The 23,110-nt window shown below is 64.6% G+C and carries 20 protein-coding genes and 1 tRNA gene; 9 read left to right on the top strand and 12 right to left on the bottom strand.

Annotation, left to right across the window (positions count from 1 at the left end; genetic code table 11):
• Positions 1-30: 30 nt before the first annotated feature.
• On the bottom strand, positions 31-1,140 hold the full coding sequence (locus IT430_02530) for a hypothetical protein (GenBank protein ID MCC6906795.1): 1,110 nt from the start codon (positions 1,138-1,140) through the stop codon (positions 31-33).
• 80 nt (positions 1,141-1,220) lie between these two features.
• On the opposite strand from IT430_02530, the gene IT430_02535 reads away from it, so the two are divergent.
• Positions 1,221-2,372: a hypothetical protein gene (locus IT430_02535; GenBank protein MCC6906796.1), complete on the top strand. Its 1,152-nt coding sequence runs from the start codon at positions 1,221-1,223 to the stop codon at positions 2,370-2,372.
• Between the two features lie 50 nt (positions 2,373-2,422).
• Here the strand turns inward: IT430_02535 and IT430_02540 are convergent, their stop codons facing one another.
• Positions 2,423-3,538, bottom strand: a complete 1,116-nt coding sequence (locus IT430_02540) for a redoxin domain-containing protein (GenBank protein ID MCC6906797.1) — start codon at positions 3,536-3,538, stop codon at positions 2,423-2,425.
• 98 nt (positions 3,539-3,636) lie between these two features.
• Entirely contained in the window at positions 3,637-4,299 is a 663-nt protein-coding gene (locus tag IT430_02545; protein ID MCC6906798.1) for a hypothetical protein, read from the bottom strand.
• Between the two features lie 62 nt (positions 4,300-4,361).
• On the opposite strand from IT430_02545, the gene IT430_02550 reads away from it, so the two are divergent.
• Positions 4,362-5,327, top strand: coding sequence for a histone deacetylase (locus tag IT430_02550; protein ID MCC6906799.1), 966 nt, complete (start codon positions 4,362-4,364; stop codon positions 5,325-5,327).
• A gap of 10 nt (positions 5,328-5,337) precedes the next feature.
• Positions 5,338-6,300: a hypothetical protein gene (locus tag IT430_02555; protein ID MCC6906800.1), complete on the top strand. Its 963-nt coding sequence runs from the start codon at positions 5,338-5,340 to the stop codon at positions 6,298-6,300.
• A gap of 1 nt (position 6,301) precedes the next feature.
• Here IT430_02555 and IT430_02560 read toward each other — a convergent pair whose 3' ends face one another.
• Complete coding sequence (locus IT430_02560; protein ID MCC6906801.1) at positions 6,302-7,714, bottom strand: radical SAM protein; 1,413 nt, start codon at positions 7,712-7,714, stop codon at positions 6,302-6,304.
• Between the two features lie 216 nt (positions 7,715-7,930).
• Here IT430_02560 and IT430_02565 point away from each other — a divergent pair, with 216 nt between their 5' ends.
• Complete coding sequence (locus IT430_02565; GenBank protein ID MCC6906802.1) at positions 7,931-8,866, top strand: hypothetical protein; 936 nt, start codon at positions 7,931-7,933, stop codon at positions 8,864-8,866.
• A gap of 21 nt (positions 8,867-8,887) precedes the next feature.
• Here the strand turns inward: IT430_02565 and IT430_02570 are convergent, their stop codons facing one another.
• Positions 8,888-9,487, bottom strand: a complete 600-nt coding sequence (locus IT430_02570) for a 7-cyano-7-deazaguanine synthase (protein MCC6906803.1) — start codon at positions 9,485-9,487, stop codon at positions 8,888-8,890.
• Positions 9,488-9,613: 126 nt separating this feature from the next.
• On the opposite strand from IT430_02570, the gene IT430_02575 reads away from it, so the two are divergent.
• On the top strand, positions 9,614-10,603 hold the full coding sequence (locus IT430_02575) for a 3'(2'),5'-bisphosphate nucleotidase (protein ID MCC6906804.1): 990 nt from the start codon (positions 9,614-9,616) through the stop codon (positions 10,601-10,603).
• Between the two features lie 23 nt (positions 10,604-10,626).
• Here IT430_02575 and IT430_02580 read toward each other — a convergent pair whose 3' ends face one another.
• Entirely contained in the window at positions 10,627-11,064 is a 438-nt protein-coding gene (locus IT430_02580) for a hypothetical protein (GenBank protein MCC6906805.1), read from the bottom strand.
• A 475-nt stretch (positions 11,065-11,539) separates the two neighbouring features.
• On the opposite strand from IT430_02580, the gene IT430_02585 reads away from it, so the two are divergent.
• Both IT430_02585 and IT430_02590 read left to right on the top strand, forming a co-directional pair.
• The gene (locus IT430_02585; protein ID MCC6906806.1) at positions 11,540-11,983 is read left to right on the top strand and encodes a hypothetical protein; all 444 of its coding nucleotides are present in this window, start codon (positions 11,540-11,542) and stop codon (positions 11,981-11,983) included.
• A gap of 159 nt (positions 11,984-12,142) precedes the next feature.
• Positions 12,143-12,616 carry an ankyrin repeat domain-containing protein gene (locus IT430_02590; protein ID MCC6906807.1) on the top strand — a complete coding sequence of 158 codons (474 nt, stop codon included), beginning with the start codon at positions 12,143-12,145 and terminating at the stop codon, positions 12,614-12,616.
• Positions 12,617-12,909: 293 nt separating this feature from the next.
• Here the strand turns inward: IT430_02590 and IT430_02595 are convergent, their stop codons facing one another.
• Positions 12,910-13,413, bottom strand: coding sequence for a hypothetical protein (locus IT430_02595; GenBank protein MCC6906808.1), 504 nt, complete (start codon positions 13,411-13,413; stop codon positions 12,910-12,912).
• A gap of 1,403 nt (positions 13,414-14,816) precedes the next feature.
• On the opposite strand from IT430_02595, the gene IT430_02600 reads away from it, so the two are divergent.
• Positions 14,817-15,179 carry a DUF2254 domain-containing protein gene (locus IT430_02600; protein MCC6906809.1) on the top strand — a complete coding sequence of 121 codons (363 nt, stop codon included), beginning with the start codon at positions 14,817-14,819 and terminating at the stop codon, positions 15,177-15,179.
• Between the two features lie 21 nt (positions 15,180-15,200).
• On the opposite strand, the gene IT430_02605 is transcribed toward IT430_02600, so the two are convergent.
• On the bottom strand, positions 15,201-17,576 hold the full coding sequence (locus IT430_02605) for a VWA domain-containing protein (GenBank protein ID MCC6906810.1): 2,376 nt from the start codon (positions 17,574-17,576) through the stop codon (positions 15,201-15,203).
• Positions 17,577-17,742: 166 nt separating this feature from the next.
• Here IT430_02605 and IT430_02610 point away from each other — a divergent pair.
• Positions 17,743-17,815 (top strand) — tRNA-Ala (locus IT430_02610).
• A 165-nt stretch (positions 17,816-17,980) separates the two neighbouring features.
• On the opposite strand, the gene IT430_02615 is transcribed toward IT430_02610, so the two are convergent.
• From IT430_02615 to IT430_02630, 4 genes are all read right to left on the bottom strand, one after another.
• Positions 17,981-19,360: a Gfo/Idh/MocA family oxidoreductase gene (locus tag IT430_02615; protein MCC6906811.1), complete on the bottom strand. Its 1,380-nt coding sequence runs from the start codon at positions 19,358-19,360 to the stop codon at positions 17,981-17,983.
• Positions 19,361-19,458: 98 nt separating this feature from the next.
• Positions 19,459-20,760, bottom strand: a complete 1,302-nt coding sequence (locus IT430_02620) for a sodium:proton antiporter (protein MCC6906812.1) — start codon at positions 20,758-20,760, stop codon at positions 19,459-19,461.
• 89 nt (positions 20,761-20,849) lie between these two features.
• Positions 20,850-22,187 carry an ABC transporter permease gene (locus IT430_02625; protein ID MCC6906813.1) on the bottom strand — a complete coding sequence of 446 codons (1,338 nt, stop codon included), beginning with the start codon at positions 22,185-22,187 and terminating at the stop codon, positions 20,850-20,852.
• Positions 22,187-23,107 carry an ABC transporter ATP-binding protein gene (locus IT430_02630; GenBank protein MCC6906814.1) on the bottom strand — a complete coding sequence of 307 codons (921 nt, stop codon included), beginning with the start codon at positions 23,105-23,107 and terminating at the stop codon, positions 22,187-22,189. The genes IT430_02625 and IT430_02630 overlap by 1 nt, the downstream gene beginning before the upstream one ends.
• Positions 23,108-23,110: the final 3 nt, after the last annotated feature.

Genomic DNA, 23,110 nt, shown 5'->3' on the forward strand with positions numbered 1-23,110 from the left:
GATGCCGAGGCGCAATCGTCTGACCCGCGACTAGCGCGTCAGGCGGCCCAGCGCGCGGCGGGCGTCGGCTTCGGCGGGCTTGCCTTCGATGGCGTGCGAGAAGGCGTCGGCCTGCGGGTCGCCGCGTGCGATCCAGCGGTAGATGAAAAAGCCCGTGTAACGATCGGGCGATCGCGGGTCGATGCCGGTGTAGGCGTCGAGAAACGCGCTCAGGGCGCGCTGCTGGATCTGCGCATCGGGCGTTTCCGAAGCAAGCGGCGCAGCGTCCGATGGCTGGGTCAATGCCGTCTGACGGCTCGGGTAACCGACCGCCGTGATGAGCACCGGCCGCTGGTTGTCGGCCGAGATTGCGTTGAGGTGCAGCAGCGCTTCGCGCCAGGCCGCGCCGAGGTCGGGCGATTCGGCGCCCTCCTGAGCCAGCGGAAACCAGGCGCTGACACCGATGAGATCGACGTGCTCCCAGAAGGTGATGTCCGCCGCGCGGTCCCACTGCGCGTTGTACATGAGCAAACCGCTGAACTGCTCACGGACCTTCGCGGAGAGGTCCATCCATTGCGTGGTCATGATCTCCGATTCGCTCAGTTCACTGCCAATGGCGAACACTTCAACGCCGCTGCTCTTGGCCATTGCGGCCAGCTCGAGAACGGCATCGGCGTAACTGAGCCACCACCGGTCCCAGTCCGCGGGTGCGAAACTCGCTCGCGACTGACTCGCTTTGACCTCCTGGAAGACGATCGTCGGCACGAGCGCGACCGCCAGACCGCGATCGGTCGCGTGGTGAATGATCGAGACCAGATCGGTCAGCAGCGGCGACTCGGCCCCCTGCAGCGAGACCTCGACCGACTCGGGATTCTCCTGGAGCATGGGCGTCTCGATGAGCACCGCGTTGGCGTTCATCGCCGCGATGTCATCGATCGCCTTTTTGAATTCGGCCGCGTCGTGCAGGCCATCCACGCGCAGCACGAAGCCGAACCAGCCTCGCTGCAGTTCAGACTCGGTGACGGGCGTCATCGGGCGCGGCTCAGCCTCGCGGATCGGGGCGGCGCGGAAGGGCTGGAGGAACGACACGAGGACCACCAGCAGCCACACCAGAGCTGCGGTGACGATCACGCCGTTGGCAATGAGCACGGATGGTCGCATGCCGAAGGATGCTAGCACGGTCGCACTCGCGTCTGCCCGGGCGAGTTGACTTTGCCTGCCGGGCCTGCTGCGATATGCCCGTGTCCGAGACCTCTGCCGCCAGACCGCCTGTGGTTTTGTTTACCGCGTTTGAACCCAGCGGCGATGCGCACGCAGCGCCGGTGATCGCGGAACTGCGCCGCCGCCGCCCGGACGTGGAAGTCTTCGCCTGGGGCGGGCCGAAGATGCGCGCCGCCGGAGCGACCATCGTCGAGCCGACCGGGACCGACGCCGTCATGGGCGCCGGATCGCTGCGCAAGGTGAGCGAACACTGGCGGCTGAATCGTCGCATTGGCCGCTGGCTCGCTTCCCACCCCGTGCGCGTGCACGTGCCGGTCGATTCGCCTGCGGCCAACTTTCCAATCTGCAAACTGACTCGCGCCGCGGGCTGCCGCATCGTCCACCTGGTGGCGCCGCAGATCTGGGCGTGGGGCTCGTGGCGGATCGGCAAACTCAAGCGGCTCACCGATCACGTGCTGTGCCTGTTGCCGTTTGAGCAGGATTACCTCGCCAGCCGCGGCGTGCCGGCCACGTTCATCGGCCACCCCGTGATGAACGAGCCGCTGCCCGTACCGGATGAGCCGCCGGATGACGAGACAGAGCCGGACACCGCCCTGCCGCGCATCGCGCTGCTGCCGGGCTCGCGTCCCTCGGAGATACGGCGAAACCTGCCTTCGATGATCTCGATCGTGGATGGCATCCGGCGGAGTGACTATCCCGACATGGCCGTGCGGATCATCAGCGCCGACGAGCGGGCGGCAGCGTTGGCTCGCGAGTGCATGCACTCGATACCGCGCTTCACCACGATCGCCGTTGATCAGTTGCACGAGACGCTGGAATGGGCCGACGCGGCGCTGGTGTGCTCCGGAACGGCGACACTCAACGTCGTTCGGCATGGAGTGCCACTGGTTTCGATGTTCCGGACAGCGTGGCTGCCGTGGATGCTCATCGGACGGTGGCTCGTGCGCTCGCCCATGCGGGCGCTGCCCAACATCGTGGCCGAGCGGCAGGTCGTGCCGGAGTTCATCCCCCACTTCGGCGCCGACGACCCAATCGCCGAAGCGCTGGCGCAGGTGCTCACCGACGCGTCGATGCAGGAAGCGCAGCGGCAGGCGTTTGTGGAGATCAGAGCGAAGTACGACGGGCACCATCCCGATCGAGAGGCGGTTGATGTGATCGAGCGCATGCTGTAGGCGCGCGGCGGCGGAATTGCTCAGCGCCAGTGGGACAGCCCGCGCGCGACTCAACCGTCGGCGGCGGCCGAGCCTGTGGCGTCGCGCTTTTCGACGAGGTCGCTCACGACATCTTCGAGTTCATCATTGCTCACGGCGGTCGCAGCGAGGTTGCCCTCGTGATCGACGATGAAGATGCACGGCAGACGATCGACTCCCCATGACGAGGAGAACTCACTCTGCCAGCCCAGCCCCTGGTAGTACTGAGGCCAGGTGATGCCGTGCCGGTCGAGGAAACCCTTGAGCCCGTCGAGGCCCCGCTGATCTGGCGACGGATCGAGATTGACACCGATGAACTCGACCCCCTGCGGGCGCCACTTCTCATAGAGATCCTTGAGTCGCGGCGCCAGTTCGTCGCACTGCGGCGACCAACTCGCCCAGAAGTCGATCACGACGATCTTGCCGCGCAGAGATTTGATCGAGACGTCGCTGCCGGTGATCGCATCGGTAAACTGGAGTTCAAACGGTTTATCGATCTCGTCAACCTGCCGCAACTTGCGCTTCGCCTCGCGAGCAGCTCCCGACAGCGGCCAGTTGCTCGCGATGCGGCGAAGCAGCGCCGTTGACTGTTCCCGGTCGCGCAAGTGAAACGATGCCGCCTCGTAGAGCATCGACGGACCCTGCGAACTGTCGGGATAGCGCTTGATGTAGTCTTCGATGGGATCGACGATTTTCTGTGCGTCGTAACTCGAACCCCGGCTGTAGCACATCATCGCACTCATGGCCCGGAACTGCCAGGCGTAGCGCTCGGAGGGATAGTCCGGGTGAGACTTGAGCAGCGACTGCGTTTCGGCCAGCACGCCGTCGTAGTCGCTGAGCAGGCTGAACATGGTGTCCCAGCGCTCGGGAAGCAGGTTCGCCGTCTCCGGGTGGAGCGGATAAGCGCGGTACAGTTCACCGATGAGTTCGCTGCGGCGGAGCGTGATTTCGCGGCGTTTGCCGAGCAACTCCTGCACGTAATTCGTATTCGGCGTGTCGCGATTGACATCGTACGCCGGCATCTCCAGACTGTTGATCTCGCTCAAGATCGCTTCGACGGTTCGGTCCTGGGCGGCGCCGACGGCGGCGCCGGCGAGCCAGACCAGGACGGCGGCCAGATGAAGCAGGCGGACGCGGCGGTTCTTCACGATCATCTCCCGGTGGCGGATGGGCGTCAGAATGAATCATATCGAGCCGAGCACCGGGGCGTCTTGAGGCCGCACACTTGCCAACCGGCATGAACCCGTCACCAGCCCTTGATGCGAAACAGGGCAATGGTGCAGCAGGCATTGCCCAGGCGGTCCACAATTTCGATGTGCCGCAGATACGGCGGCTGGACCGGCAATCCCCGCTGGGCACACCGGTTCTGCCAGACTTCGATGTCGTGCCGGGCGACTTCGACGCCCGCGGTGAAGAGAACGAGCAGCACCGCCGCGTGGTCAATGGCCGCCGCCCGAGCCAGTTTGGCCACATCCTGACGAACCGGCTGCTGCAGGGCCGAGGCATACGACACGTTCGCGCCCTCTTCCGTGAACTGCGCGACGACCTTCACTTCAAGCCACAGCGCCTGGCCGGGCTCCGTTGAACGCTCAGGAGCGAACAGCGTCGAAACCGATTCCTCCTCGACGAGCGGCCGGCCGGGCGGGCAGAGAACAAAGTCGCATCGCTCGCCTTCCGAGCGGCGCCGGCGGCCGCGGGCGGTCGGATAGCGCTGCTCGCGATGCACGGCGTAACCCGACTCCCGCAGACTGGCGTCGATGACCGCGTGAAACTGCAATTCGCTCAGGCTATCCAGGCCGCGGACCGCCTGGGCCTGCCGGTCCGCCTGCGAGCGAGCCTGGAGCCCGCGCTGCAGCGCATCGGCGATTTCCGGCAGGGACCAGTCCACGGGGACGACTTCATCTTCCATCGTGACAACGATACGGCAGCGGCACAGAGCCGCCTGACGCGTCGTGGGGGTGACACAAGCCGATGCTGGTCTTTCAGGAACCGATCGCAGCCAGGCACGACACCGGCCTGCACCACCCCGAGCGGGCCGCGCGGCTGGACGCCGTGGCGTCAGCGCTGCTCGAACTCGATCTGCAGCCACATGGGCTGCACGGCACAGACTGGGCAGACCCGGAAGAAGTGATTGCCTTCGTGCAGCGGCTGCATGAGCGGACGTACGTCGCGCGATTCCGGCGCGCCTGCGAAACCGGCCGGGCCTATCTCGACGTGGTGGACTGCACCATCAGCCCCGATTCGTTCGCGGCGGCTGCGGCGGCGGCCGGCTGCGCACTGGCCGCGGCGGATGCGGTGATGCGCGGACCCCATCGAGCAGCATTCTCGGCGATGCGCCCGCCGGGCCACCATGCCGAAGCCGACCGGGCGATGGGATTCTGCTTTTTCAACAACGTCGCGCTGGCCGCTGAGCGGCTGCTCGTCGATCATGGCCTGCAGCGCGTGGCGATCGTCGATTTCGACGTGCATCACGGCAACGGCACGCAGCATCTTTTCGAAGCGCGCGGCGACGTGCTGTACATCTCGACCCATCAGCATCCCGCCACGCTCTATCCCGGGACCGGCTACGAGTGGGAGCGCGGCGCGCGCGGCACGCCGGGCGAAGGCTGCACCATCAACATCCCCCTGCGGCCGGGTTGTGGGCACGGCGAGGCGCTGCGGACCTACGAATCGGGCGTGATTCCCGCACTGGAGCAGTATCGACCCGAAGCGCTGCTCCTCTCCGCCGGCTTTGATGCCGACGAGCGCGATCCGCTGGCGGCTCTGCGCTGGCGGCCGCAGACGTTCGAGATGATCTCCGGGCTGCTCGCGGAAGCGGCTGCAAGTCACTGCGGAGGAAGGATCGTTACGGTGCTGGAGGGCGGATACGATACGGGCGCCTTATCGGAAGGTCTGAAGGGACATCTCTCCGCGATCATCTCGCGGATCAACGGCTGATCGAGCGCAGTTGAACTACCTCATCGATCCATCTCTGAAACGGCTCACCATCAACGGCTTTGCGTTTCCACTCGGGTGGACTCCAAGCGACGGGCAGCGGCCGTTCGAGGGCTACACCATCTCGAGGCTCGATCCCGACCTGGAATTGCCCGACACGCATCAGTTCCAGATCGCCGTTTCCCATGAGCGGCTCAGACCGCTGCTGGCCGGACTCTTCGCGATGCTGCCCGAACTGGTGTACCCTATTCTCGAGATCATCTCCACTGACGCCTATCGCCAGGTGGACACGCTCATGAGTCCCGAGCCGGTTCCCAAGGCCGAGTTCATGGCGACGTGGAACGAGTTTGAGCCCCTGCTGATCGACGACTGCGCCCTGGCGGCCGGCGCGATGAGCGAAGAGCCTTACGTCGAGGTATTCCTCGAGGCAAACAAGTTCATCATCATCAATATCGCCAGCGAGTACAGCCAGGCGCTCGAATCCGAACTGCAGGGCCAGGGGTTGCAGGAAGTGCCGAGCCACTGGATCGACGACGATGAATGCATGGATGAGTTCCGCAGCGTGGTGCTGGAAAAGGACGGGTTGATGACGCTGGATGAGGTCATCGTCCACCTCCAGCGGCTCTGGCGCCTCGAATTGAACGTCGATCCCGACGGCAATCCCGATGAGAGCGGGCGCGATCTGGGCGTCACGCTCTGGCACATCGTCGTGCTGGCGGTCCGACGCGACCAGCAGCCCCCTACGGACAGCGCCCGGATCGAGATCTGGCTCTCCGCGGCGTCGCTTGGGGAGGTTGAAGAACTCGTCGCCGATGTCTTCGATCAACTCAAGGAATGGGACATCGACACCATGGTGAGCCAGGATCGCGTCGCCTTCGACGATCGGCCCCGCGAACTCAACGACCTTGAGCACGGCTCGAATGAAACGGGCGTGTGGGCCGTCTCGGTCCAGCCGCTCGAATCGCGTAGCCACTGAGTCAATCCGCAACGACCTCTTCCGAAGCGGCCGACACCGTGACCTCCACCGGTGCGCTCACGGCCTGCTTGCGCTCGATAGCCAGCTTCCGGGCCCGCTGCTGCGACCAGTCTGCCACGAGCAGATCGGGCGCATCATCGCCATCGTGAACGCGCAGGAGGTTGTAGACGTTGTCGCGCTGAGCGGGCAGGAAGCCGGCGTTGCGGATGAGCCGGCAGATCAGCGCCTCGGTCAGGCAGTAGGTCGTGCCGGCGGCGGAGACGACGTTCTCTTCCATCATCACGCTGCCCATGTCGCTCGCCCCGAAATGCAGCGCCACCTGGCCGATGTGCGGCCCCATCGTCACCCAGCTGGCGCCGATCGAGTACACGTTGTCAAGATACAGCCGGCTGATCGCCTGCGTGCGCAGATACTCGCTCGCCCCGGCCATGCGCACGACCTTGCCAAAGCGGTCGCTGTTTCGCCCCGCCGCGACGGCATCGCCGGGGAACTCGGCCCCGTCGGCTGCATCCCACTCCGGCAGGCGACCCAGCGGCGTGTTCTCTCGCTGGAACGGCCAGGAGATAAACGCCTTGTAGCGCCCGCCGCCGCTGCGGGCAAAGTCGTTGATCGATCGGTCCTGCCAGGTGCGCACGAGGTCCATGTGGTCGATCCGGTCGGCCCGGCCCTCGATATGGCCGAACATCATCGTGGCACTCGTGTACATGCCCATGCGGTGGGCGACGCGCATGACGGTCAGCCACTCCTGGGCCGTGCACTTGCCCAGCCCGATTTTGCGGCGCACCGGCAGGGCGAAGATCTCCCCTCCCCCGCCGGGCAGTGAATCGAGCCCCGCCTTGCGGAGGCGTTCAAACACGTACAAGAGTTTCGCCTCGAGGTCGTCGCCGGGCGGATCGAAGAAGCGAACGAACTCGATGAACTCGGGCGGGCTGAAGGCATGAATGTGGATGTGCGGAAAGTCAGCCTTGATGCCGCTGAGAAGGTCTTCGTACCAGGAAAGCGGCAACTCGGGATTCATCCCGCCCTGCATGAGGATCTGCGTGCCTCCGATCGCTTCCAGTTCGGCGATCTTGGCGCTGATCTGCTCGCGCGAGAGTGTGTACGCATCATCCTCGTCGCCGTCGCGCCGGAACGCGCAAAAGGTGCAGTGGGCCGTGCAGACGTTGGTGTAGTTGATATTGCGGTCGATGACGTAGGTGCGGACGCTGTTGCCGTGCAAGACGCGGCAGCGCGCATCCGCCCACCGACCGAGCGTGAACAGCGGAACCGTCTCGAGAATCCGCATGGCCATGTCGCGATCGAGCCGGACCTCGCCATGAATCAACGCGGCGATCCATCCTGGGTCAAACCCGTACGCGTCGGCGCCGAGTTCAGCAGATTCTTCGAGACGGGATGGAAGCGGGGTATCAGACATGGAGCGACCGGCTCCAGAGCATATGCCGCGGGGCGCGCGATCGTGGATGGCAGGTCCGAAAACGCGGCGTCCCCCCGACCGAGCCTCGCCAACCACCTGCTCTGCGAGTCGTGCGGCCGAAGCTGGATTGAATCCCGGCCCGGCGCCTCAGCCCCGGCCCAGAATGGCCGATAGGACCGAGAGAATCTTCGATAGCGCCGGCCCGGGAAGCACCTGATGGAAAGCCGTCCCCAGATTCAGACTCCGCACGCCTCGCCCGCTCTGCGGCACATCCGCCTGAGCGTGACGGTCTGCGCCTGGGTCGTCGGCCTGGCGCTGTTCGTGCAGGTGCTCACGTGGGCGCTGGTCAACTACACCGACCTGCGCGTGGACCGGATTCAGCCGACGGCCGCAGAGTACCAGCCGACCGTCGTGAAGAAGACTCGACAGCCGCGCGGCGAGGTTCGCTCTCTGACGGGCGTCGAGCCCGCGCCCGTTGAAGAGCCTGAGATCCCCAAGAATGAACCGGCGCCGGAGGTGAACCAGTCCGCCAGCCGCTTCAACATCTGGTTCCGCCTGCAACACCAGTTGGCGCTGGTCGCCGGCATTGCCGGGTGTCTTGCGCTGTGTGTGCAGTTGGCCGTAGGCACGGTCGTGTCCGCGGGCGCGCAGGTCTTCGGTATCCGCCGCGTCGTCTCGGCGCAGGCGTGGTCGATGGCGCTGCTGGCCCTGTGCCTGCCTTGGCAGCGCCTGGCAAGCGAGTTTCCGTTCAGTGGCATCTTCACCACCTACGACATGATGGCGGCCGCGAGCGATGCCTACGGGGCGGGCGCCGCAGACGCCATGCCCGGACTGCTGTTCTACAGCAGGTTCTTTCTGCTGCCCGTCGCGGCCCTGTGCGCAACGACGTTGATCGGCCTGCGCTTCGCCTCGGGCATCGAAACAGGCATCGTCTCCACCGGACCGACCGCCGAAGAGCTGGCGATTGAAGCCGAGGCGAGCAATCGCAAGGCCGGCAGCCTGATGGGCGCGGGCCGCATCGGCGGAGCGCTCGAATCGACGCTCAAGAAGCCGGCGACGGGTCCGATTCTCAATCCGCCCGATCCATTCGTGGCCGCGCGGCCTCAGCCCGAACCCGCGATGGCCGAGCCGCCGTCGCGCCGACCCATCTGAGCTCTTCTCGTTCACTCACGTTCACGCCGGCGCGGTGGCGCGCAGCGCGCTTTCCCATCGCCGGCAACTGTCGCATCCGCCGCAGGGCCGCTGGGTGTCATGATCGCACCACCATGCCAGCGTGGTCGGAACGCCGCTGCCCGCGATGAGATCGACAATCTGCTCATCCGTGCAGTCGAGAACCGGCGTGCGGATCTCCGGCGCCGGCCGCGTGGGGCTGGCATCAAGATCAGCGAGATGCGCGGCGCACATCGTCACCTCGTGCAGCACCGCCATGCGATCGAGGTCCATGCCGGCCTGGCAGGGCCAGACGAGCCGGCTGCAGCGCAGCAGGCGGGCCGTGGAGAGCGCGGCGAGCAGCACGCCCGCCTCGTCAAGAGCCGACGCCGTCGAGCGGCCCGAACCGTCCTCGGCGGCGATGCGCGCAGCGCCCGGGCCGACGGGCCGGTCGATGCCGAAGTGCTCCGCCTGGCGAGCGACGGCGGCCAGGCGGCGCGGGGCGGCGACCTGACCCATCGCAGGAACCCACAGCACCGCCTGGTCGGGCCGATCCTGCAGGGCCAGGGCGGCCAGAGCAGGCAGCGATCCGTCGGAGATGATCAGGCGGCGCGGCGTCAACATCCGATGGCTTATCGGCTTGCGTTCGGCCGAAACTTGCGTTTCGGGTGAACTCCAGTCTTGAAGCCGCACGACCGGCCGTCAAGGATCGCTCTCCATTCCAGAGCCCTTTGACCCGAAAGACCAATCATGAAGTACGCTGCCGAACGCCAGGCCGCCGTCAATGCCGTCCTCGACGCATGCCACCTGTGCAAAACCGTCCAGGCGACGCTGATCTCCGAAGAGACCATGGCCAAGAAGGACAAGTCGCCGGTGACGGTGGCGGACTTCGGCGCCCAGGCAGTCGTCGCGAGCCAGCTGCGCAAGGCGTTTCCCAACGATCCGCTCGTGGGTGAGGAAGACGCGGCGGCCCTGCGGGGCGATGAGGGGGCTGAACTGCGTCGCAAGGTCGTCGCCAGCGTGCAGAAGGTCGCGCCGTCGATGACCGAAGCGGCGATCCTCGATTCCATCGATCGCGGCATGTACGAAGGTGGCCCCAAGGGTCGCCACTGGACGCTCGACCCGATCGATGGCACGAAGGGATTCCTGCGCAACGATCAGTACGCCGTGGCACTGTCGCTGATCGAACATGGCAAGGTGGTGCTCGGCGTGCTGGGATGCCCGAGTCTGCCCCATGATGGCAAGAAGCCCAACGGGCCGGCCGGCTGCCTGTTCATCGCCGTGCAGGGTCAGGGCGCAACGATGCGGACACTCGACGATCCGACGGAGCACAAGGTTCACGTGACGAGCATCAGCGATCCGAGCAAGGCGAGCTTCTGTGAGTCGGTCGAGTCGGCTCACTCGGCGCAGGACGACTCGGCCAAGGTCGCTGAACTGCTCGGCATCAGCGGGCCCCCCTATCGCATCGACAGCCAGTGCAAGTATGCGGCGGTATCGCGCGGCGACGCATCGATCTACCTCCGCCTGCCGACGAAGAAGGGCTACGAGGAGAAGATCTGGGACCACGCGGCAGGCTGCATCGTGATCCGCGAAGCCGGCGGCCGCGCGACGGACGTGCGCGGCAACGAACTGGACTTCTCACTCGGCCGCACGCTGCGCGACAACATGGGGGTCGTGGTCACCAACGGCCTGCTGCACGATCGGGTGATCGCGGCGGTGCGAAAGGTGCTTGGGGTTTAGTCCGCAAACTACCATTCGACGCTTCAGGTCAAGAAGAACTCGCCGATTCCAATGCTGGCAATCAAGAGAGCAAGTGCGGCGTAGAGATACACCAACCCGCTGACCGCGCGCACCGCTTTGGTGGCAACTGGGCGGCGTTGCTGCACCTCGGAAATCCACAGCACCGCAAGCGCAGCTAATCCGGCCATCGCCAGCAAAAACAGCACCGCGCCCGCATTGCGAATGGCTGTCTTCCAGAGTTGGACGACGTCGTCTTGTACGGAACCGTTTGCCAGCACAGGGGCCTTGGGCGCGAGGCCGGGATCTCTGCCATTCTTTACGTCATTCCACCACTTGATGGTCTTCATCCGGTAGTCCTGCAAATCCGACATGTTCTGTTGCACCAGCCCCACCTGAAGCGCAACGCGCTGTCTGGAGACATCTACAGCCAGCATTCCTAAGACTATGGTGGCGAGCAGCATGGCTGAGGCACAGATGAGCAGTCGTAACTGCCACGGCCCTGTGACGAGCATGTTTGGGGAGGACAACGTCGCCTTCAGCGTTGCGCCGCACTCTGAACAAGTTGGCCTCTCGACGGCACGACAGTCATATCCGCAGATCGGACAGGGTAACTCTGCAGCGTTGGCCGACATACTTAGCCCCCGACGAAGTGTCGATATCCAAAGCGCCATCGTAGTCCACGCGTCGGGTCTGCGCAGCGCCTTGACTCCGGTCTACAACAGGCCGAAGCGGTTCGAGTGCCCCGGAGGGGCGCAACAGCGTAGCCACGGGTGGAGCGATGCGCAGCGAGTGGAACCCGTGGTCAGGTCGAGATTCGAGAGAGGGCCCGCACGGAGCGATGGAGGCGCACCGGGAGTCTCTTTAGCCATCGCCGGGGCGCGATGCGGTTCCTGAGACTCGCTCGACCGGTCTCGGCCGCGGGATACGATCCCGTGCATGGCCTCATTCCAACTCCCTCCAAGTCGCACGATGAGTAAGGCGTGGGCAGAGCGCGGCCGAGCGGACGTCATCAAGATCGATTGCGTTGAAGTGCGTGACGGCGAGACGCTTCGTCTGACGTTTGAGGGCGTGAAGTCGCCGTGGCGTCAGGGGGTATGGCTGCGGACCGACGGCGGCATTCGCATCGAGAATCAGTTGTGTCCGAGCGCCGTGCTGTGGCAGGACACCGCACCGGATGAGGTGCTGATTGAGTGTCGGACTCAGAGCGGCCACCTGCATCTCTACAACATCTGGGAGGAGCAGGGTCGGCGTCAATCACAGATGTGGGCTTCCGGTATGCTCGCCGAGGAGCTGCCCAACGGTCGGCTGTACCGGTGCAATGACGTTGGCTTCGAGGCCGACTTCGACAAACTGGTCTTCCGACTGGAGCACCTGCGCTGAGTGCAGAGAGCAATCGATCTCTTCCAGGCGATCGCTGAGTCGTGGTGACCAATGCCTGCTACACGACCGCGTGGTCGCCGCGGTGCGGAAGGTGCTTGGGGTTTAGGCGAGGAAGATATTGCCACGCCCGGTTCGTACAGTCACGACATGACGAAGTCGATGATCGAGTGCTGCTACCGCGATGATGTCCCGGGCATTCGGCAACTTCTCGAGGTGGGCGCCGATCCAAATGAACGGGAATCAAGAAGCGGTCGCACCGCGCTCCTGCTCGCCACCAGCTTCCCAATGCTGCCACGGGCGGATGAAATCTTCTCGCTCTTGCTGACCTTCGGCGCCGATGTCAACGCAAGCGACATGCGCGGCTGGACCGCTCTCCATTTCGCGGCCCAACGACACGATCTGCTGAAAGCGGCGGCGCTGATCGAGCACGGCGCCGTTGTCGATGCCGAAGATGAGCATGGCAATACCCCCCTCTGCCGGGCGACGTTTGAATCGCGCGGACGCGGCGAAATGATCCAGTTGCTGCTCGACGCCGGCGCGGATCGGCACCGTCCCAACAAACACGGCATCTCGGCTCTCGCTCTCGCGATGAGTATCGCAAACTATGACGTCGCCCGATACTTTCGCGACTGACTCGCGTCTTCGCCGCGTTGCGGAAGGGGTTGGTTTACCACGCCCCGGAGGGGCGCAACAGCGTAGCCACGGGTGGAGCGATGCGCAGCGAGCGGAACCCGTGGAATCGAGTGCGCGCTTGGACAAAGCCCCGGCAGGGGCGGCAGGGGCGTCCGAATCGTCTGTGCGCGACGCGCACCGGTGGCTTCTTTCGCCCCTTCGGAGCTTGATTCGTTTCCTAACGACATCCACGGGTTCCGCTGCGCCGCGGGCGCGGCTGCGCTGCCCCCGTGGCTACGCCACACGTCACTTGATCAGTACTGCTCATCCGGCAAGCAATCTTCGCTCGAGGTAGACAAATTCTCACCCCCGACCTCGCTTCTAAGCGCGGCGAACTCATCCGGACTCAGCTTGAGGTAGACATCGTATTCGTGCGTGATCGTGATGAGCATCGGCCGGCCATCGCTTCGCAGAAGACTCAGGTCTTCGACGGGAGGCCATGGCACCCCATCGTCAGGTCCGGGAAGTTCAGCCGCGATCACGGTCGGGAACAAATCGGCAAGCAGGAATGGCTTGGCACGATCACTCAATTCGAACTTGAAAAGCTCGACAAATTGTGCTGACCTTGTGCCCGGCCAGACGTTGGTCCTGCGGCGTTCTATCAGATCGCTCATCAATGGACTGAGGATCCGCTCAGCGCTTTCGATCTCGTCCAGACGAGCAATCACTGTGAACGCAGTGCATCGACCCATGGCCCACTCGACCAGCGGAGCAATCGATCGAACTGACAGTTCGCCGTGATAGTCGACGATCTTCATGCAGGTGTGAATTATAACGGGTCCGGCGTCCTGCATGCGCGGGGTGCGGAGAAATCTCCTGCCCCCGCCGGGGTCGCAGATCACATTTTCGCCTTCGGGGCTGCGACGCGGCGGCGGTCCGGACCGTTCGCGCGGCACTCTCTGCGCATGGCGCTGAAGACTTAGACAAGTCGGCGATCGAGGTTTCGAACTACCGACGATGGAGAGGGCTCTCCGCACTCGGGACAGAACGCAGCAGCGCTCAGACCCCGGCGAGGATATCCGCACTCTGTGCACCGCTGCCGTTGTCGGCGCGCTGAGCGACGGCACTGACTGAGGCCCAAGAAGATCAGGCTGGACACGATGGCGTACAGAGCACTGTCGACTATGAATCCTACCGGATTGATCCGCATTGGGAAAGGCACCTCGTCAGGAGCACCGGCGCGCTGGACACTCCAACCTAGGAAATCAGTTTGCTCGAACGGCCCCTGAAGCCCATGTTGCGTCCTCCTCCCGGCCCATACCGCTGCGAGCGGCCAACCGTAGTGAAACTCCTCGGTACTGGTGGATTCACTGATCCAGCTGCGGCCCCGTGCGGTGCTTTGATCCTTACCTATTGGTGGTTCTGCCCCGATCCATGTTGTACCACCAATGGATCGAGTAGCATTTACCCATCCCACCCCGGTTTCGCTCGTCCATTCCCAACCGTCTGTTATGAACACGCGGCAGCGGCCGAACCCGGACTGCAGGCTCTTCAACTGATCCCCCTGAGGAGTTGTCTCGATTGAGTATTGCGGATTGGGCGATCGGATGGCCGGATCCTGAATGCGGCATCCATATGCCACCACGAGCGTGACGATGACTCCAACCAGGGCTGACAAGACGGGATGGAAGCGGCGGTGCACCTGCTGATCCTGCTTGGCCATTCAACATGGGCAATTGCCCCGGCAGGATATGCCGCGAGGAATACGGTCGCGACGACTCCTTGATCTTCGAACCAAGGCAAGATGCGCTCCACGCGGCAGAGAGCACCTCTGCTACAGGAACCGCCGCGCCGCCGTTCCGCTGCGTTTCACCCGTGGCTACGCGCTTTCAGAGTTGAGAGGCAACTTCCCGGCTCATCGTCAACAGAACCGCCCCAGACCGCGGCCCTGGTGCGGCAATCGCCTCATGTTGAGGGTTCACTTCGCCGGTACGATCACCTTTCGGGTCTGTTGCCCGAATCTGACTTTTGCGGCGCACAGGGTGCGCTGCTTGCGGGCTCGTGGAGACCTGCCCCTGCCTTGGCAGGGGCGGGCTCTGCGCAGGCACGCCGGCGCTGGCGCCCCTTTGGGCAACGGAGTTTTTCGACACGGCTAGAACTGCGGGCGCGGCACGCCCTGCGGCTTTCAGCCGGCGAGGCTGCAGACAGGAAGGTTCACTGGATGCGACACCTTCGCGTGTTCTGGGAAGCGCTGCGCACGAGCCTGTGGTTTGTGCCGGGGCTGCTCGTGCTCAGCACCGTTATTCTCGCGCAGGTGTTCATCGAGGTGGATCATCGCCTCGACCCGCAGGCGATGCAGGAGCACTGGCCGCGACTCTTCGGGGCCAGCGCCGAGGGCGCGCGTGCCGTGCTTGCGACTATCGCCAGTTCGATGATCAACCTGGCGGCTCTCGCGTTTTCGATCACTATCGTCTCGCTCACGCTCGCCTCCCGCCAGTACACCTCGCGCGTGCTGCGCAACTTCATGCGCGACCGGGTCAACATGAATGTAGCCCCTGTGTCTCTCGGGCAGACGCCGGGCTGAGAGACGGCGCCGGCCGCGCCTCTACTTCTTGGGCGCGCCGGCCTGGATGATCGCCTTGAGTTCGTCCGTGAGCGACTTGACGCCGTCTTCCTGTCGAATGACGATCGCGTTGTTCGGATCAACCATGACGACCATGAAGCGGCCGGCGGCGAGGGCCTTGCGCAGATCGGGCCGCATCGCGATGAGATCGAAGTAGCCGTCGGAGCCGAACTCGAGTTCGGTCAGCTTCGTCTCTTCGGTGAGCGCGGAATCGACGTAGTAGCCGGAGACGAAGACGTAGTTGCGGCCGTTGATGCGGCGAACCGCCATGGCGCGCATGTCTGCGGACTGCTCTTCGAGTGTCGTCGCTTCGCGGGCGCGGGCCTGGCCGGCGGCGAAGTAGAAGGCATCCTCCCCGGCGGCTTCGGACGGCATGGCTTGGCCGCGGCCGACTGCTCCGCCTTCGCGCCCCGTGGCTGCGCCCTCGAATCCGCCGGCGGCCGGGGCGGCCTTCCGCGCTTCCTCCAGTGCTTCGCTCTCGTCGAGCGAGCGCCGCAGGCGATCGGCAGGGATCGCCAGATCGCGCTGCGCGTCGAGGCCGCCGCCTTCAAATCCCCCGCCTCCCTCGAAGCCACGGCCGAAGCGGCGCGCCACGCCCAGCCGATCCTCAAGTTCCGGCGCCACGAGCCAGCTCGAGTACGGCGTCTGCAGGCTGTACTTCGTGGACAGATCGATGATCTCGCGCACCATCTCGCTCGATTCACCGTCGAGCCGGATGCGGTCGATCAGGTAGGCGATCTTGCGCCCGGCCCAGATGCGAGGCACGTAGGTCGCGTCCTCAGTCGGCTCAAACGAGACCTGCGGCCAGGTGTAGACGAGTTCCTTGTCGCCTCGCTTGGCCTTGAGTGTGACGGGGCCCGTTACCGACTTCTCGAACTGGCCCGAGAGCAAGATCTGGCGCCCATTGTAAAGATCGCCGATGCTCGGCGGATACTGCTCCGTAACGACCAGATCAGGCAGATCGAGATGCAGGTCCGTCAGCACGGGTTCGCTGAACACCGCGAAGAAGTCGCCCAGACTGTGCTCGAGATTCTCGCCCGGCTGAACGTAGGTCGGAATGCCGCCGTAGCCCGTGGCGAGGGCATCGAGCAGTTCGGTGTTTACATCGTGGCCGACGCCGAAGGGGAACAGACGGATGTTCTCGCGGAAGTCCTTGGTTTCGCGCGCGAACATGTCTTCGACGATCTGCCTCGCCTGATCACCCTTGCCGTCAGTGATGAAGACGAGCACAAAGGGGCGTTCCCTGGATTCGGGGTCCCGCATTTCGAGCGCCGCTTTGAGCGCATCATTGATGTTCGTGCCGCCCGAAGGCTTGAACTTCTCCACGCGGTGGCGCGCTTCGGCTTTACTCGCTTTGTCAGCCTCCTGCAGTTTCGGGAAGATCGTGTCAAAGCCCGTGGAGAAGCGCACGACGGAGAAGCGATCACCATCTTCGAGCCGCTCGATGCAGTAGTTGAGCGCCTGCTTCGCCTGGTCGATCTTGCCGTCGCTGGCCATCGAGCCGGACGTATCGACGACGAAGACGTAGTCCTGAGGCACCTGCACCTGGTCATCCCAGATCGGTTTTGGCGCCAGCAGTAGCAGGAAATGGCCCGGCAAAGCCTCGTCTTCCTGGTAGGAGACGACGGACAAGCCGACATCGCGCTGCTGCGCGTCGTAGAGAAGCACAAAGTCGTCGGCGAGGCTGACCTTGTTGCGCTCGAAGACGGCGCGGGCCTTGTAATCGCCATCGCGCACGATCTCGACCTCGTGCGTGGGCGACCAGATGCCGCGCAGCGGCGTGGTGGAGGCGAGGGAGACATCGAATCGCACCGTGCCGAATGCGATGCTGTTCTGGCCGGGTGTGCGAAGCGGGTACTGGTAGCGCCACATCTCCGAGACGCTGTCGGTCACCTGTTGATACGAGAGTTGGATCTCGGTAGTCGAGTTGGGCTCGATGGGAAAGACCCGCGCCCGCATGAGGCGCCGGCCGATGAACTCGATGAGCCCCGGATCGCGGTTGCCGCGCACGATGCGCTCGTAGATCTCGCGCGCCTGATCTGCGGGCAGGACTTCGCCCTGAACCATCTTGCCGTTGAAGGTCATCTGAAAGTCGGTAAGGTCCGCGCCTTCGGGAATCGGAAAAATGTAAGTCGCTTCAAGGCGCTGCTGGCTCGTGTTGTGGAAGGTCTGGTTCACCGTCGTCAGAGCCACGCGGTCGCTGATGGAGATGCGCACGAGATGATCCTCGATGCGCAGCGGGTTGGTCCGCGCACCTTCGACGACGAGAATCCCCGAGGCGCGGGCGGCAGCCTCGAACAGTACAAAGAGCAGGCCGGAGAGGGCCAGGGCGATGCAGAGGCGGGCGCGGCGGTTCATGACAACCTCCCTGAGGGTCGGTGGTGGCGGGTCTACCTGAGTTCTGACGCACGAGCAGCCCGCGCGTTAGCCCATTTTGCCAGCCCGGGGCCGCAAATGGTGATTTCGGGGCCCGCCGGCTATGATGTGGGCGAGTTTCGGGGCAATCACCCGGGACTCAAAAATCGGGGCCGTAGCTCAATTGGGAGAGCACTGCCTTTGCAAGGCAGGGGTTAGGGGTTCGAGCCCCCTCGGCTCCATTTTCGACGCTGCGTGGAAGGGCGAAACTTCGCGCGCAGTGGATGGGCCGCCAATTGGCGACCTCGCCGGATGGCGTGGAATGGTCGAAGTTGATCGCGCGCGGCTCCGCGCCGAGTTCGGGCAGAGCCTGGCGTCGAATCTGCGAGAACCGTCACCTCCGGGCCTCAGTCGAGCTTGTACTCCCAGCCCTTGCGGTACGTCTTGCTGATGAAGGCGTTGGCGGCGTCGTTGTTGGTGAATTTCATCGACTCGGGGTTGTACTCGAGCCGGCCGCCGACGCGCTGCGCGATGCAGCCGAGCAGGATGAGTTCGCTGAATGGGCCCGCGTAAGCGAAGTTGCTCTTGGGGAAGTCGTACGGCTTCTCCTCGATGCACGCGAGGTACCACTCCTTGTGATGGCCCTCGGCCGAGCGCTCGATCTGCTGCTTTGGCGTGCCGAATTCGGCGTGGCGCTCGGCGGGGAGGAGCATGGGCGCGTTGCGCGGGTCGTTCAGCGCGACCATCTTGCCCTTGGTGCCGAAATAGAGCGCGCCTTCCTTGGTCCACTCGTGTTCGGCGGCGAGTTCTTCGGGGCGTTGCGGCCGGTTGCCGCCGTCATACCAGAAGAGTTTGAATGCGGGCCGCGCGCCCACGGCCGGGAAGTCGAAGCGCACGATGCTGGCCTTGCCGTACATCTCGGCATTGCCGAAGGGTTCGCCGCCAACGAGTTCGATGGCCGCTGGATAGCCGGGGTTCATGGCCCAGTAGACGGGATCGACCTCGTGGCAGGCCATGTCGCCCAGCGCACCGCAGCCGAAGTCCCACCAGCCGCGCCAGTTGAACGGGTGATACAGGCCGCCCCAGCCGTCGGCGGGGTTGTGGCGATAGGGCCGCTCGGGCGCTGGTCCGATCCACGAATCCCAATCCATGGTGGCGGGAATCTCCTCCGCGCCATCCGGGCGTTGCATGCCTTGGCGCCACCACGGGCGATCGGTCCACACGTGCGCTTCCTGCAGGTCGCCGATGGCCCCGCCGCGGAGGTAGTCGATGGTCACGCGCAACGAATCGCTGGCGTGGCCCTGGTTGCCCATCTGCGTGGCGAGCTTGTATTTCTTCTGCGCAAGCGTGAGTTGCCGGGCTTCCCACGGAGTGTGGGTGAGGGGCTTTTGGGTGTAGACGTGCTTGCCCAGGCTCATGGCAATCATTGTCGCGGGGAAGTGATGATGATCCGGCGTGCCCACCATCACCGCATCGATGTCCTTGTGCTGCTTGTCGAACATCTTTCGGTAGTCGGTGTAGCCTGTGGCGTCGGACCATTTCTCAGTCGCGGGCTTCCAGCGCGTCCTGTCAACGTCGGTGAAACACGGACACATGGCGCCGAGCTTGTGCAGCGGCGGGATGTGCTCGCCGCTGGCGATGCCGCCGACGCCGATGAAGGCGACGTTGAGCCGGGCGTTGGAGCCGAGCACCCGGCCGTAGGACGAAGCGGTCATCGCCCAGGCGGTCGCGGCGGCGGAAGTCTGCAGGAACTGGCGGCGCGTGAGGGAGCGTGGAGTGTGGTTCATGGTGCCATCACTATACCAGACCTGGCGCAGCTGAAATCAGGAAATTCACCTTGTTCCGCGATCAGACGGCGGTGGGTTTCGGTTGTGCCACCGCGTCGCTAATGGCCTGATGCGACTGGAGTTGCCACCGGGGCGACCCAGCGGCGCAGCAGCCGGGAGATGGTCAGGCCCTGGACGACGATCGAGAAGACCACGACGACGTAGGTCATGACGAGAATGGCGTCGGAGACGCTGCGGTCGGCGTGCTCGCCAAGTTCTTCGCGAAGCGAGAGGGCCAGAGCGACGGAAATGCCGCCGCGCAGCCCGCCCCACGTCATCAGTTTCACGGCGTGCGGCACGCGCTTGTGCTTGAGCGGCAGAATCGCGAAGGGAAGGCCCACGGAGATGAACCGGGCCAACAGCACGACCGGGATGGCGAGCAGACCCGCCTCTACGTAGCGCGTCTCGATGGCCAGCAGGAGCACTTCGAGGCCGATGACCACGAAGAGCACGGCGTTGAGGATCTCGTCGATGAGTTCCCAGAAGGTATCGAGATGCTGTCGCGTCGTTTCGGACATGGCAAACGCGCGCCCGTGGTTGCCGATGAGCAGTCCCGCGACGACCATGGCGATGGGGCCGGAGATGTGCACGGCGTCGGCCAGCGCGTAGCCGCCGGTGACCAGCGCCAGCGAGATGAGCACTTCCACCTGATAGTTGTCGATGTCTTTGAGCATGCGGTAGGCGATCAGCCCCACGCCCAGTCCGAACACCGCGCCGCCCACGGCTTCCTTCACAAAGAGCATGAGGATGGTCGAGGCGCTCGTCGCATCCTCCCCGTGGCCGGCGCCGGCGAAGCCGAGCAGCGCGAGAAATACGACCACGCCCACGCCGTCGTTGAAGAGTGACTCGCCCGCAATCTGCGTCTTGAGATCATCCGGCGCATGCAGGCTCTTGAGAATCGACAGCACGGCAATCGGGTCCGTCGGCGAGATCAAGGCGCCAAAGAGCAGGCAGTGAATGAACCCAATGGGCAGACCAAGCATCTGTGCGATCACCCACACCGCGCCGCCGACGATCGCCGTGGACAGCACCACGCCAAAGGTGGCGAGGACGGCGATCACGGTCGTGTGCCGGCGCAGGCTGCTGAGATCGATGTGCAGCGCGCCGGCAAAGAGGAGATAACCGAGCATGCCGTGCAGCAGGGTGTTGTCGAAGTCAACCGACTGCATGATGCGATCGGCAGTCTCGCGCACCGACGGGAAGACGTGCCCCGCGCCGATGAGACCGACCGACAGGAGCATCGCAAGGATCATGAGGCCGATCGTGGTCGGCAACCGCAGAAACCGGTGGTTGACGTAGCCGAAGACCGCGGCGAGCGTCAGGAGGACAGCGATGATCTCGAAGGTGCTCAAGAGATGCATGCGGCGGAGTGTATGCGGCGCGAGTCAGCGCGGAAGAGGACCCGAGGCGGCGCCGAGCCTTGGTCTCGGCTTGAGAGCGAAGCCCTTCGTCAATCGGTGGCGCGGCTGAGGATCATCACCCCCATCGCAGTGCCCGCCAGGCCGACGGTGATGAGGATCGCGCAAGGCAGGAGCATCTCGGCCAGCGAGAAGCCGCGCCAGATCGCCCCTTCGAGCGCCAGCACGCCCCAACTCATCGGGCTGAACTGGCTGAGCGTCTTCATGAACGAGGGCATGAACGCGAGCGGAATCATCCCGCCGCCGAACATAGCCATGAGCACGTTGGCCCCCCATGCCGCGCCCGACACGGCCTCTTCGCTGCGGCCGATCACGCTCATGAGCATCATGATGCCGACGACGCAGAAGGCAAGGCTGGCGATGCCGATCACGAGAAGGACGATGCTGTTGGGCCGCATGCCCAGCGCGTAACCCAGCGCGACCATCACCGCGTTCACCAGGACGACGGCGATGAAACAGGCGAGCCCCTTGCCCGCCAGAATCTGGCCCCTCGTGATCGGAGCGACGCGCAGGCGGTAGAACGTCCCCTGCGATCGCTCGCGCACCATGGTGACGGCAAATGTCGCCGCGCAGCCAAGCACACCCCAGAGGATGGCCGAAGGGAAACTCACATCCCATGGGCTGCGGATGCGCGAAGCGAGATCGCCGGGGTCTTTGGGCGCGGTAACGTCGATCGTCTGGATGTTGGCCAGTTGCATCGATGGTCGGCCGCCGCTCTCGCCGGCTTCGTCAAGATCGGCATTGAGTTCATCGAGCGAACCCATGAAGGCGTCGAGAGTGCCCATGAAACCGCCGAGTATCGCTTTTGTCGCCGGATTGACGTCGTCATTCTCGAGGATCTCCCGGCGCGATTGCTCGATCATCGGGCGCATGGATGCGGGATCGGCAAAGCGGTCGGCAATGAGTTCGCCCATCGCCTGCATGATGATGCCCTGTATCATGCCCGATTCTGCAGATCGGGATGGATCGACGCCCACTTCGATGGCGGGGCCTTCCATCCACATGATGCCAGCCGTCTCGCCGAAACCCTCGGGAAGACCGATGAATGCGAGAAGCTTGCCTTTGCGGATGTCGTTGATCGCCTGCTCGCGCTGAGCTTCGACCGAAGCGGCGGCGTCGGGCGGCGGGCGCAGGGTGACGCTGCCGGAATCCTTGAGCGCCTCGACGAAGCGGTGCGACATCCCGCTCTGGTCGGTGTCGACCACGGCAATCTCGAGTTGCACGCTTTCGCTGCCGCCGGAGAATGATGCACTGATGAACCCGAAGAGCACGCCCATCAGCACCGGAAAGCCGAGAATGAAGAACAGGCCGACCTTGTCGTGGCGGACGACCTTGAGATCCTTCAGAGCCATGAGCCAGATCGTGCGCATCAGTCCCGCAGGCTCCTTCCTGTGAGCGAGAGAAACACGGATTCAAGGTCCGGCCGCGCGACGTTGAGCGTGGCGAACGCGATGCCGCCGGTTGCCAGCCGGCTGACGTCTTCGAGCGGCTGGCGCGATTCGAATCGCAGGTGCAAGCCGTCCAGCGTCGCAGGCAGGAGGGACGCGTCGGCCGGCGCCCGGACGAGATCAGCCGTGACCACCGCAGCGCCGCCATGCTCTCCAAGCAATCCGTCGAGCGTGTCGAGCGCCAGAAGCCTGCCGTGATCCATGATGGCGATGCGGTCGCAGAGGCGCTGGGCCTCTTCCATGTAATGCGTGGTGTAGATGATGGTGCGGCCGTCGGCCTTGAGCTGCTCGATGCACTCGAAGATGTGATTGCGCGACTGGGGATCGACGCCAACGGTCGGCTCGTCAAAGAGAATGATCTGCGGATCGTGCACGAGGGCGCAGGCCATGTTGAGGCGGCGCTTCATGCCGCCCGAAAAGGTGCGCACGAGATCGCGGCGACGGTCTTCGAGTTGCGCAAATCGAAGCGCCCCGTCCACGCGGCTGGCCAGTTCATCGCCCGCCAGGCCGTAGAGCGAACCGAAGAACCGCAGATTGCGCTCGGCTGACAGCACCTCGTAAAGCGCCACCGACTGCGGGGCGATGCCGATAAGACGGCGGACGGCGGCGCCCTCGCGGATGTCGCGTCCGTCGATCACCACTGTGCCGCTGTCACCCCGCAAGGCGCCGACGATGATGCTGATCGCGGTGGACTTGCCGGCGCCGTTGGGGCCGAGAAGGCCGAACGTCTCGCCGCGCCGCACTTCAAACGAAACCGCATCGACGGCCTTGAGCGAGCCAAAGGACTTGCTCAGGTGTTCGACGACGATCATCGGCGACGCCGATTGGACTGCCTCTGGCATAGC

The organism is Phycisphaerales bacterium, assembly GCA_020852515.1.
In the GTDB taxonomy this organism is placed as follows: domain Bacteria; phylum Planctomycetota; class Phycisphaerae; order Phycisphaerales; family UBA5793; genus UBA5793.

What these genes read in the sequence shown, in the direction of transcription:
- IT430_02595 (MCC6906808.1), bottom strand. Translation starts at nt 13,413, where the DNA reads ATGAAGATCGTCGACTATCACGGCGAACTGTCAGTTCGATCGATTGCT.
- IT430_02590 (MCC6906807.1), top strand. Translation starts at nt 12,143, where the DNA reads ATGATCGAGTGCTGCTACCGCGATGATGTCCCGGGCATTCGGCAACTT.
- IT430_02570 (MCC6906803.1), bottom strand. Translation starts at nt 9,487, where the DNA reads ATGTTGACGCCGCGCCGCCTGATCATCTCCGACGGATCGCTGCCTGCT.
- IT430_02545 (MCC6906798.1), bottom strand. Translation starts at nt 4,299, where the DNA reads ATGGAAGATGAAGTCGTCCCCGTGGACTGGTCCCTGCCGGAAATCGCC.
- IT430_02600 (MCC6906809.1), top strand. Translation starts at nt 14,817, where the DNA reads ATGCGACACCTTCGCGTGTTCTGGGAAGCGCTGCGCACGAGCCTGTGG.
- IT430_02565 (MCC6906802.1), top strand. Translation starts at nt 7,931, where the DNA reads ATGGAAAGCCGTCCCCAGATTCAGACTCCGCACGCCTCGCCCGCTCTG.
- IT430_02580 (MCC6906805.1), bottom strand. Translation starts at nt 11,064, where the DNA reads ATGCTGCTCGCCACCATAGTCTTAGGAATGCTGGCTGTAGATGTCTCC.
- IT430_02605 (MCC6906810.1), bottom strand. Translation starts at nt 17,576, where the DNA reads ATGAACCGCCGCGCCCGCCTCTGCATCGCCCTGGCCCTCTCCGGCCTG.
- IT430_02560 (MCC6906801.1), bottom strand. Translation starts at nt 7,714, where the DNA reads ATGTCTGATACCCCGCTTCCATCCCGTCTCGAAGAATCTGCTGAACTC.
- IT430_02585 (MCC6906806.1), top strand. Translation starts at nt 11,540, where the DNA reads ATGGCCTCATTCCAACTCCCTCCAAGTCGCACGATGAGTAAGGCGTGG.
- IT430_02625 (MCC6906813.1), bottom strand. Translation starts at nt 22,187, where the DNA reads ATGCGCACGATCTGGCTCATGGCTCTGAAGGATCTCAAGGTCGTCCGC.
- IT430_02620 (MCC6906812.1), bottom strand. Translation starts at nt 20,760, where the DNA reads ATGCATCTCTTGAGCACCTTCGAGATCATCGCTGTCCTCCTGACGCTC.
- IT430_02530 (MCC6906795.1), bottom strand. Translation starts at nt 1,140, where the DNA reads ATGCGACCATCCGTGCTCATTGCCAACGGCGTGATCGTCACCGCAGCT.
- IT430_02615 (MCC6906811.1), bottom strand. Translation starts at nt 19,360, where the DNA reads ATGAACCACACTCCACGCTCCCTCACGCGCCGCCAGTTCCTGCAGACT.
- IT430_02630 (MCC6906814.1), bottom strand. Translation starts at nt 23,107, where the DNA reads ATGCCAGAGGCAGTCCAATCGGCGTCGCCGATGATCGTCGTCGAACAC.
- IT430_02550 (MCC6906799.1), top strand. Translation starts at nt 4,362, where the DNA reads ATGCTGGTCTTTCAGGAACCGATCGCAGCCAGGCACGACACCGGCCTG.
- IT430_02575 (MCC6906804.1), top strand. Translation starts at nt 9,614, where the DNA reads ATGAAGTACGCTGCCGAACGCCAGGCCGCCGTCAATGCCGTCCTCGAC.